Below are 10,160 nucleotides of genomic sequence, written 5' to 3'. Positions count from 1 at the left end.
CGGCTGCCCGTCGCTGCTCTGTACCTGGACCCCAGATACCCTTCCTGCAAGTGCTTCATCAAAGGATTTTACAGGGGCCTTAGCAAATTCAGACATATTAACAGAGCCGACCGACCCCGTCAGATCGGCACGCTTTGCCGTTCCGTAACCTACAACTACCACGTCGTTTAACAGCGTTGTATTTGGCTGCAGCGAAACATTGATCGTTGTTTTAGTGCCTATCGTTACGGTTTGTGAAGTAAACCCAAGGTAGCTGAATACCAGCTGGTCAGCCGGCGATGCCTGGATTTTGAAGCGCCCGGTACCGTCTGTTTGTACCAAGGTTTTGGTATTCTTTATCAGTACCGTAGTGCCCGGTATCAGCCCGCCCAGCTGATCGGTAACAGTACCGCTGACCAATTTGCTTTGTGCATTGGCCATAAAAGGAAGAATGAAGGTTAACAGCAGTCCCGTTAAAACTCGTTGTTTCATACATTAATTGATTATTTGTTTGGTTTGGTTATTAGTACTGGGTAAAGTTGAGCGGAATAAAAAATACCAAGGGGTGAAAATTGTGTTTTTATAGGTTGACAATTGTGTTTTCAACCTTAAATACCAAATAAACGGCATGAAAAACTATAAAAATTGTAATTTACCTTTGGGAAATTACCTTTATAAAAGTTTGCCTGACCTAATAAAAAAACCAAGCATGAAACGAAGTATCCTGGTGCTGTTTCTACTCCTCTCGGAATTTTGCACCGGACAAGATCTCATTTTCAATCATTTGATGACAGAAAACGGTCTTTCTCAAAATTCCATATTTGCCATTGCCCAGGACAGCAGGGGTTTCATGTGGTATGGATCGAGGTATGGGCTAAACAGGTATGATGGCAGCAAATTCCATTTATACAGAAGTAATGCCGCCGACACCTCCAGCCTTTCTGACGATTACATTTCAGCTTTATACAATGATGCCAGGGGCGTCCTTTGGGCAGGCACCATCAATGGATTGAATAAATTCAATCCCCGTAAAAATAACTTCGAAAGGATCCGTCTTAACGCGGACGAAAACAAAACTCCGGTTTATATAAGGACAATAAATGAAGACAGGAAAGGACATCTCTGGGTGGGAACCAATAATGGACTTTATATGCAGAGCGCTGACCAAAGCCAATTTATCCCTGCGGATCAACTGGGGCTTGAAACGGAAATTGCAAAAAGCGAGGTCCTGAGCATTTATGAAGACCATGAGGGTTACTTATGGATAGGGACCGATAAACGTCTTGTTAAATCACTATTCAGCAAAAAATTTAGTGCAATTAAGATTTTTACCAGAAACAGCTCGCCAACGAGTATCAGCGACAATTCAGTGACCGCGATAACAGAAGACCGGCAAAAAAACCTATGGCTGGCTACAGAAAACGGGGGGATCAATCTTTTTAACAGGACCACTCAAAATTTCACCAGGTTTTTACATAAGGAAGGGAACAGCAATACGCTTGTACATAATGCTGTTCGCAAGATCATCATCAGTAAAACCGGCGAATTATGGATAGGTACATTAGAAGGGCTGAGCATACTAAATCCTGTTACCGGCAAATTCAGTACTTTTCAGCATCATAAATCCAATCCCAAAAGTTTAAACCAGAATTCGGTGTACAGTATTTATGAAGATTTAAATGGTTCTGTGTGGGTGGGGACCTACTATGGCGGGGTAAACGTAGTTTATGCATCACCAACTAAATTTAAAACCTGGCAATACAATGAAAAGTTAACAAGCCTCAACCATAATGTAGTCAGCTCCATTACTGAAGATAAAGATAACAGGTTATGGATCGGTACAGAGGGTGGCGGCCTTAACTACTACCAGCCCCACACCCGGAAATTCGGGGCCTACACATTTATGCCCCATGATCCGGCAAGCATAGGATCTGATCTGGTCAAGGTAGTATACCGGGATAAAACAGATCGCATTTGGATAGGTACTCATGGCGGGGGCTTAAACCTGTTCGATCCCTTAACAGGAAAGTTTAAACGTTTCTTTTCCAACAATGACGACATTAAAGCTACCCGCTCTGAAATAGTGGCCCTGCTGGAAGATCACCAGGCGAGATTTTGGGTGGGCAGTCAGACCGGCCTGGGCATTTTCAGCAAGTCAAATACCACGCTGACCCCCTATCCAATTCCCGAAAAGCTTAAAATATTTGAAGATAAAAACATTAAGGTCTTATTTGAAGACTCAAGACAGAACATCTGGATTGCCGCGATCAGCGGTTTATATACTTATTTCAGCAGCACCAACTCCCTGCAGCTATTGGCGCTCCCAACAGGCGCCAACCGGCCAATTACCAATACCATCAATTGCATCTGTGAAGATTCAGAAGGAAACATCTGGATGGGGCTGTATTATGGCGGATTAGCCAAATACAACCCAAAAAAGCGAAGCTTTACCCATGTTTACACCACAAAAGATGGTCTATCCAACGATAATGTCCTTGGAATTATAGAGGACAACAAGCATCATCTTTGGATCAGTACTTCAAACGGACTTTCCAAGCTTGATCCCCTGAACAGCTTTTTTCAAACCTACACGACTAGTGACGGTTTATCAGGAGATGATTTCAACTACAACTCCTTTTTTAAAAACAAAGCCGGCGCAATATTTTTTGGCGGTTTCAATGGCCTTACCTATTTTTTTCCGGATGAAATCCAGAAAAATAATTTCCGTGCGCCCATCGTTTTTACAGGTTTGCTGCTGTTCAACAAGCCCGTAGATATCGGTGCTCCCGATAAACTGCTGGCGCAGGACATCAGTTTCACAAAAGAGCTTTTGTTTAAGTACGATCAGAACGTATTTACCATACAATTCGCCCTGCTCAACTATATCAAATCGAAAAAGAATAAATACGCCTACAAGCTCGAAGGCGTCAATCAGCAATGGATAGAAACCAATACCGCATCTGCCGCTTACACAAATTTACCTTCTGGCACATATACACTTCTTGTCAAAGGTGCAAATAATGATGGTGTATGGAGTAAACCTGCAAGTATCGAGATAGAGATCCTCCCTCCTTTCTGGAAAACATGGTGGGCCTTTTGCATTTACCTCATCATAGTGGTTGTCATTATATTTCTCATTATACGTTTCTTCTATTTACGGGAATTGCTGATCAAAGATGAAGAACTGCACCAAATCAAACTCAATTTCTTTACCAATGTATCTCATGAAATCCGCACCCACCTTACCTTAATTATGGCCCCCATTGAAAAACTGCTTGATGGAAACCAGAACAACAGTTCAATAAGCTGGCAGTTAAACAATGTAAAAAACAATGCAGACCGCTTATTAAAGCTGACCAGTGAACTGATGGATTTTAGGAAGGCGGAAACAAACAACTTAAAACTGCATGTAGAAGCCCATAACCTGGTTACTTTTCTCCATGAAATTGGCCGTTCTTTTGAAGAACTGTCAGAAAAGAAAAAGATCCATTTTTCTATCGTTTATGACCATGACCCGGTTACCATATACTTTGATAAAGAGCAGTTGGAGAAAGTGTTCTTTAACCTAATCTCCAATGCATTTAAATTTACACCGGCTGGTGGCAGCATTACAATAAATATTAAGCTCCTGGAAAATCAGGTTACCATAAATGTAGAAGATACCGGAAGAGGGATCGCACCTGAATACCTGGATCGACTGTTTACCAATTTTTTCCAGGTAGATGACCACAGCATACAAAATACCGGGTATGGCATAGGACTTGCCTTGTCTAAGCATATTGTAGAATTACATCAGGGGACTATCTCTGTAACCAGCAGTGCCGCTGCAGCCCAACAGGCAGGCTATACCAGTTTTACGGTAAGACTGTTAACAGGAACCGCCCACTTCAGTCATACACCGTATTTACAGCACCGCGCTGTTACGCTTGCCGCCACCACTGAAGAGAAAGAGGCAGGACAAGAGCAGGCTCCCATCACTGAAGTTGCCCGGTCCGGAGCGGAAAATAACGTAAAAAAACATACGATATTAGTTATTGAGGACAACGCCGAACTGCGTTTGCTGATCAAAGAATCCCTGCTAAGCGATTATCACGTTCTGACTGCAAAGAATGGGTTGCAGGGCTGGGAAAAAGCGATCGAAGAAATTCCAGACCTGATTGTCAGTGATGTAATGATGCCCGGGATGGACGGTTTTATGCTTTGCCATCAATTAAAATCAGATGTGCGGACCAGTCATATCCCTGTTATTCTTTTGACCGCTAAAAGCTCCGAAGCAGACCAGATAAGCGGCCTAAAGGGCGGTGCTGATATGTATTTAACCAAACCCTTCAGCAATAAAATATTTCTGCTCAATTTACACAATCTGTTAACGGGAAGGGAAACCATGCGCCAGAAGTTCAGCAAACTGTTTGTACTTGAACCACAGCAAATTTTGATTGACGATGTTGAGGAGCAATTCCTTTCGAAACTCATCAGGATCATTGAAAACAACATGGAAGATGAGAATTTTGGCGTTGAATTGCTCGCCGGAGAAATTGGCATGAGCCAATCCGTGCTGTATAAAAAGCTAAAGGCTTTAACAAATATGTCTGTAAACGACTTCTCAAAATCCATCCGCTTAAAAAGGGCCGCTCAATTATTAATGCAAAAGAAATACACGATCTATGAAATTGGCTACATGATCGGCTTTTCAGACCGAAAATATTTTAGCAGGGAATTCAAAAAACAATTCGGCAAAACGCCCTCCGACTATCTAAAAATCTGAAGAAATTCAGCAGCGATGGAAAAACACCCCCATTAAGGTTCAATATTACCCCCTTCCTAAAGTTCATACCGGGTAAATTTGGGTAACCAAATACAAATCAATCATGAACATGAACAAAATTACATTAGGGCTCCTTATCGGAATGAGCCTTTTCACCTTGAGCTGTAAAAAAAGTGCTCAGGATGCAGCCTCGCAGCAGACTGATGATTTTTCTGCAAACACAAAAAGCCAATCATCTGCCAGCGTTTTCTCGACCAGCGCCGTTGATTTAGCCAATTACACCTTGACATTAGAGGATAATTTTGACGGAGTTGGCCCTCTTCATTCCCGATGGAATTACCGGGCCGAGAATACTGTGAGAGGATATGCTACCATCCTGCGGTCAAATGTTACCTATGCAGTGAGCGGAGCAGGGATTCTAAGAATGGCTGCCAGAGAAAATTCCACTGCCCCTTTATTTACAGCCAGTCAAATTTCAACACAGAACTCATTTTTGCAAAAATACGGCTATTTTGAATGCCGTGTTCTCGTTAACAGAACAATAGGGCCACATTGTGCATTCTGGCTACAATCACCCACATATGGAAATACGAATGATCCGGGAGTTTCCGGAACAGAAATAGATATTTTTGAACATCATATGGCCAACGGGCCAAATATTGCCCGCCATAATCTACATTGGAACGGTTACGGAGCCGATCATCAAACCATTGGAACAACAGAAACGGTGAGCGGCCTTCAATACGGCTTTCATACCTTCGGTTTGGAATGGACATCCTCAGAATACATTTTTTATGTAGACGGTGTTGAAAAATGGCGGACCAGTACTGCCATTTCTCATACGAGTGAATACCTCATATTTAGTCAGGAAATAACCGGATATGGAGGAGACCGCTTTGCGGGCACCTACCCTGACTTTATGGATATCGACTGGGTAAGGGCGTACAAGACCAGAAAAGTATCGGTATTCCAGAATTGCACCTATAAAGGCTGGGCAAAACAACTCGCGACAGCTAATTATACAATGGCACAATTAGCTGCTCTTGGGGTAACAAATGATGCCATTTCCTCAGTGTCAGTACCTGCTGGAATAAAAATCCAACTATATCAGGGAGACAATTTTACCGGATCTTCAATAACGCTTACGGCTGATAACTCTTGTCTCATTGATGAAGCTTTTAACGATAATATTTCTTCTGTAAAAGTAAGTGCGAATTAATCATACTGTCGTTGTTTAGATCGGTCTGTAAAAAATAGCCCTCCTTGCAGAGGGCTATTCCTAGCTTTTTCCAAGAGTCGATTTTTTAACCCCTAAAAAAGAACACTTCTGGTCCCAGGTCAGCCTGCCTTTCAGTTTCGGAAACTTTTGCTCAAAAGCCTCAAGCCTTGCCGTCTTACTCTCCATCAGCAAAATATCAGTATGCATCATCCGTCTGCTGATTTGTTCGTTGATTATTTTCTGTGTCAGCAGATAAGCAACCGTATGCTGGTCGTAGATATTATCCATACAAAAGTTAGAGATACTCACCATTTCAGCATCTTCGATCAGCATGATGTAATAATCGCCATTGGGCAGTTTTTCCTTAAACTCTTCATAAAGAACGACAATACTGCCCTCCTCCCAGATGTAAAAGATCTTCATCAGACCGCTTTTGGCGTCAATCGTGTACAATATCGCAAGACCGCTGTGCAGGTAATGCGCTTCACTGACCAGGGATTCGGGCTCCAGCAGAATTGTTCCGGCAACCCGGAAGCGTGCGGTCAGCGCTCCGGGAGCCATCAGCGCGTATTCCAGTTCGTTGATTTGACTGTGTAAGCCTCTCAGGTAATCTACAGTTGCTGTTTTCAATTCATGTTTTCTTTGCTCAGTTAGTTTAAATGGTTTTTTTCTCATCAATATGTATCGTTAAGGATTATATAGATGCGCCTCGTGCGCTGGACAGTATTTCTTCTACTGCAGCGCAAAACTATACAAAACCAAGCCTCACATACAACCCAGAGCTCTATTCAAATTATTCATTATAAGACTGAAAAACAGTTAGTTATGCAACAAAAAAAGGCCATAATTTTGCAACTACAGCCCGAGGGTTATATTCAGTATATAAACACTTATTTTCCGCTCTGCCAGTACCCGGTCACAACCGAATAACACCGGTTATTTAGTTGAAGCATTCAATAAAATTGTTGTTGTGAAAAACTAGATTAGCTTCTTCAGTATATCAGATGCGGCCATTTCCATTTTTGAAAACGCAAACCACTTCAAACCCAAATCCTTTAATGACGCTCCAATATGATAAACTTCAGCGCCATCAATGATCAAAAACCGATCATGTGCATGTTTAAACTGTTTAATGGTGACGGGATCATATTGCTGGTCATGCTTCTTTTTGTCTAGCAAGAGCTGCTTACTGATGTCTTTTGTATAAATAGTTAAAGAGACACCTTTATTCCGTTTTGTAAACATACTCAACACTGTATCATCAACATAGTTGTCGATCAGCACAATCGATCGTTTAGCAACTCTGATCAAATCCGCGACAAACACATAAGCATCAAACACCTGCCCATCGTAAAATATACCTTGCTTAGGCTTCAAATCGCTACTTCCCAAAGCATCAAAAATCTTCTCAAAATTCTCATCAGCCTTAAGCTGCCTTATTTCCGTAACAATTTGCTTTTGTTCTAAAGATTCAATTCTCCGAAAAACAAGCGCATTGTCCCTTAAAATCTTTCGCATTTCTACAAAAGCTTCCATTATTTGAATACTAATCTTTATAGCTGTTTCACTACGCAACACAGCAGAAAGCATCGCGATTCCCGCTTCGGTAAACACCAGAACTGGATATCGGCTCCCTCCATGTTCCAAACTTGAGGTGCCAGATTGGCACCTCAAGTTTTCTAGCTCTTCATCCGTTAATAAAAAACTGAAAGATGTCGGAAATCGCTCTATATTTCTCTTTACCTGCCTTTTAAGCTGCTTCGTCTCCACACTATACAATACCGCCAAGTCTCTATCCATCATCACATACTTCCCGCGTATAGTAAAAATCTGGCTTTGTATTGTCTCTGGAGTAACTGCAATAATTTCTGTCATAATAAGCTAGTTGTTACCAGCAAATATAACCAAAACCCACAGCATTAACCAAAAAGAAATATTTTACATCATCAATCAATTTTCTGAACAAAACATCAAAATTCTGCACTTATTCTTCACAACAACATGTCAATGAACTTTTTCGTCTCTCCCTACAACTGTCTCTCCCTCATTACATACACCCTCTTCCCCTCAACCCTAAACCTCACCATCTTCGTCGCCTGCAACATCTCCAATACCCACTCCAATCTCTCAGCCTTTCCTATCGACCCGCCAAACCGCATCTTCCTTAAAGAATCATCCTCATACACCACCTCCACACCATACCAATCCGTCAGCACATTCATAATATCTTCCAGCGGCTTCTGACGAAATTCCAGCTCCTCAACCTTCTCGACCTTCCGTACCACTTTCTTCGGCACCACCACCTCAACCGGCTCTAACTTCTTCATCACCTCTCTGACAAACCGCATGATCGGCTTAGCATACAGCAAAACCACACTCAGCACAATCAAAGCAAAAGTCAGCAAAGGCTTCAAAACACTACCTCCTGTATTGTCCCTGATCCTGATGTCCCTTATCGAGATCATCGCGGTGCCCAGGTCAAAGTTCAATTTATGAACCCGGACATTACCCGCATCCTCAAAATCGTATATAAAATTTGTCAGTTCAGCGAAAGTGACCCAGCCAATTTGCCGCTTTCCCTCAAGGACCAGGATTCGCTCCGCCCCCGTATACCGCATATAGGTCAACGCCTCAATTACCAATTGATCGGCGCCAAATTTAATCTTGTCCAGTTTTTTTATAAGTTAGTTTTCAGTATCATCCGTAAAGCACTTCATGGTGCGAGGTCGTGATTTCTTCCATCTGCTGCCAAAGAAAAGGCTCAAGTGCATCAGGCAGTTCTATTTTCGGGTTTACGCTCCACAGCAGTTTCATCAACCTTTCAAAAGGAATTTTTGATTTCAACATTTATCAAATCAGTTTACTCTAAAATCAGTCCTGTCAGCAGTCATTGTATCAATACGTCTCATCAGTTCAGTCAGGTGACCCTGGATCTCATTGTATATCCCATCCATATAGTCGCTCGTTCTGCCATGCAGCAAATTTCCTACATAAAGATCATCAATACTCTCGCTCAGCCGGTCAGCTTCTTCACGGTGAAATTCCAAAAGGTATTCCCAGCCCATTGCTTTGTCGTGCCACAGGGCGCCCAAAGACAGGGCGATTCTTCTGAACTCTTCATCCAGGAAGCCCTGATTTTCAGCTGAAGGCGAAAACTTCAAATTACGTTTCAAGTCATAAATTATAACGCCTATCCGGCAAAGTTCGTTTTGCATTTTGTTTTTTTTTTAAATAAAGCCCCTCCCATTTGCCACTGCTTATAAAGTTCAATGATCGAAAAAATGACAGGAAAAAAATGGTAGCTGAATATTAGGCTATGGTATTTTATGAACTCATTTTCATACCATATTAATTGCTAAATTTGTGTAATAGCCGTAATGAGCGAAAAAGAATTTAACCCCAAACGATTGATTTTTATCCCAATTTTCTTTGGGTCAGTATTGATATTCTCTTATGTCAGCACCTGCCAAAGTGAGCGAAGGAATTTTCCGAAATATGCCAGCCTGGTGGTAGCCCGTATTGATACATCTGAATCCATGCGAAAAACTTACTATGATAAGTCAGGAAAAGAACTCGGCTTAGAAGGCTTTACATTTACGGGTGATTATGGAATCAGAATAGGTGACAGCCTGGTCAAAAGATCTGGATCTGACACCCTCTATTTTTACAGAAAAGACAACTCCGGACATTACATTGTTTTTGGACAAAGAACTTACTAATATTGAAATTGAATTCACTTTCTTATTTTCCTCAACAAACCCCTTCCCTAAATCTTTTCGGACTCAGGCCCGTAATCTTTCGAAAACACTTACAAAAATAACTGGGATCTGTCATACCCAATTCAAAGGTTATTTCCTTTATTGTCAAAGTCGAATACTTTAAAAGCTTTTCTGCTTCTTCATGTATCCTGCCTTGCATCAGCTCATAAACCGTGCAGTTAAAATGCTGCCTGGTTAGGTAGTTCAGGTTGGATAATGTTACTTTTAACGCTTCGGAGTAAAACGAAGGCTGACGTATGCCTCTGAAATGTATTTCCAGGAGATCGAATAATTTCTTTAAGACTACAAGATCCGAGGGGATATGTCCCTGCTGAAAATGAATGATTTTGTTGTTTAATAATGTTAAATGTTCCTTTAACATAGCATCCATGTAATTTCGCTTTTTTTACTTCTTAAAAGGGCTGCAGGCTAAGCCCGC

The 10,160-nt window shown here is 41.7% G+C and carries 10 protein-coding genes; 3 read left to right on the top strand and 7 right to left on the bottom strand.

Features of this window, described 5'->3' with window-relative positions:
- Positions 1-471 (bottom strand): carboxypeptidase-like regulatory domain-containing protein (locus tag VK541_RS04440; protein ID WP_324367326.1); only part of this gene is annotated, 471 nt, incomplete at its 3' end.
- 217 nt (positions 472-688) lie between these two features.
- Here VK541_RS04440 and VK541_RS04435 point away from each other — a divergent pair.
- Together VK541_RS04435 and VK541_RS04430 are read left to right on the top strand one after the other, a co-directional pair.
- A complete protein-coding gene (locus tag VK541_RS04435; RefSeq protein WP_324367324.1) occupies positions 689-4,744 on the top strand; it encodes a hybrid sensor histidine kinase/response regulator transcription factor in 4,056 nt (1,351 codons plus the stop codon).
- Between the two features lie 109 nt (positions 4,745-4,853).
- Positions 4,854-5,963: a family 16 glycosylhydrolase gene (locus tag VK541_RS04430; protein ID WP_324367322.1), complete on the top strand. Its 1,110-nt coding sequence runs from the start codon at positions 4,854-4,856 to the stop codon at positions 5,961-5,963.
- A gap of 60 nt (positions 5,964-6,023) precedes the next feature.
- On the opposite strand, the gene VK541_RS04425 is transcribed toward VK541_RS04430, so the two are convergent.
- From VK541_RS04425 to VK541_RS04405, 5 genes are all read right to left on the bottom strand, one after another.
- Positions 6,024-6,638: a Crp/Fnr family transcriptional regulator gene (locus VK541_RS04425; RefSeq protein ID WP_324367319.1), complete on the bottom strand. Its 615-nt coding sequence runs from the start codon at positions 6,636-6,638 to the stop codon at positions 6,024-6,026.
- A 303-nt stretch (positions 6,639-6,941) separates the two neighbouring features.
- Positions 6,942-7,838, bottom strand: a complete 897-nt coding sequence (locus VK541_RS04420) for an ORF6N domain-containing protein (protein ID WP_324367318.1) — start codon at positions 7,836-7,838, stop codon at positions 6,942-6,944.
- Between the two features lie 152 nt (positions 7,839-7,990).
- The gene (locus VK541_RS04415; protein WP_324367316.1) at positions 7,991-8,605 is read right to left on the bottom strand and encodes a DUF4974 domain-containing protein; all 615 of its coding nucleotides are present in this window, start codon (positions 8,603-8,605) and stop codon (positions 7,991-7,993) included.
- Positions 8,606-8,660: 55 nt separating this feature from the next.
- On the bottom strand, positions 8,661-8,810 hold the full coding sequence (locus VK541_RS04410; protein WP_324367314.1) for a hypothetical protein: 150 nt from the start codon (positions 8,808-8,810) through the stop codon (positions 8,661-8,663).
- A gap of 8 nt (positions 8,811-8,818) precedes the next feature.
- The gene (locus tag VK541_RS04405; RefSeq protein WP_324367312.1) at positions 8,819-9,178 is read right to left on the bottom strand and encodes a hypothetical protein; all 360 of its coding nucleotides are present in this window, start codon (positions 9,176-9,178) and stop codon (positions 8,819-8,821) included.
- A gap of 162 nt (positions 9,179-9,340) precedes the next feature.
- Here VK541_RS04405 and VK541_RS04400 point away from each other — a divergent pair, with 162 nt between their 5' ends.
- Complete coding sequence (locus VK541_RS04400) at positions 9,341-9,682, top strand: hypothetical protein (protein WP_324367310.1); 342 nt, start codon at positions 9,341-9,343, stop codon at positions 9,680-9,682.
- Positions 9,683-9,713: 31 nt separating this feature from the next.
- Here VK541_RS04400 and VK541_RS25795 read toward each other — a convergent pair whose 3' ends face one another.
- Entirely contained in the window at positions 9,714-10,103 is a 390-nt protein-coding gene (locus tag VK541_RS25795) for a helix-turn-helix domain-containing protein (protein WP_414692604.1), read from the bottom strand.
- Positions 10,104-10,160 lie beyond the last annotated feature (57 nt).

Origin of the sequence: Pedobacter sp., assembly GCF_035317785.1 — a bacterium.
Taxonomy (GTDB): domain Bacteria; phylum Bacteroidota; class Bacteroidia; order Sphingobacteriales; family Sphingobacteriaceae; genus Pedobacter.
Note: the sequence above shows the minus strand (reverse complement) of the source record. Positions and strands in the feature narration are given on the sequence as shown.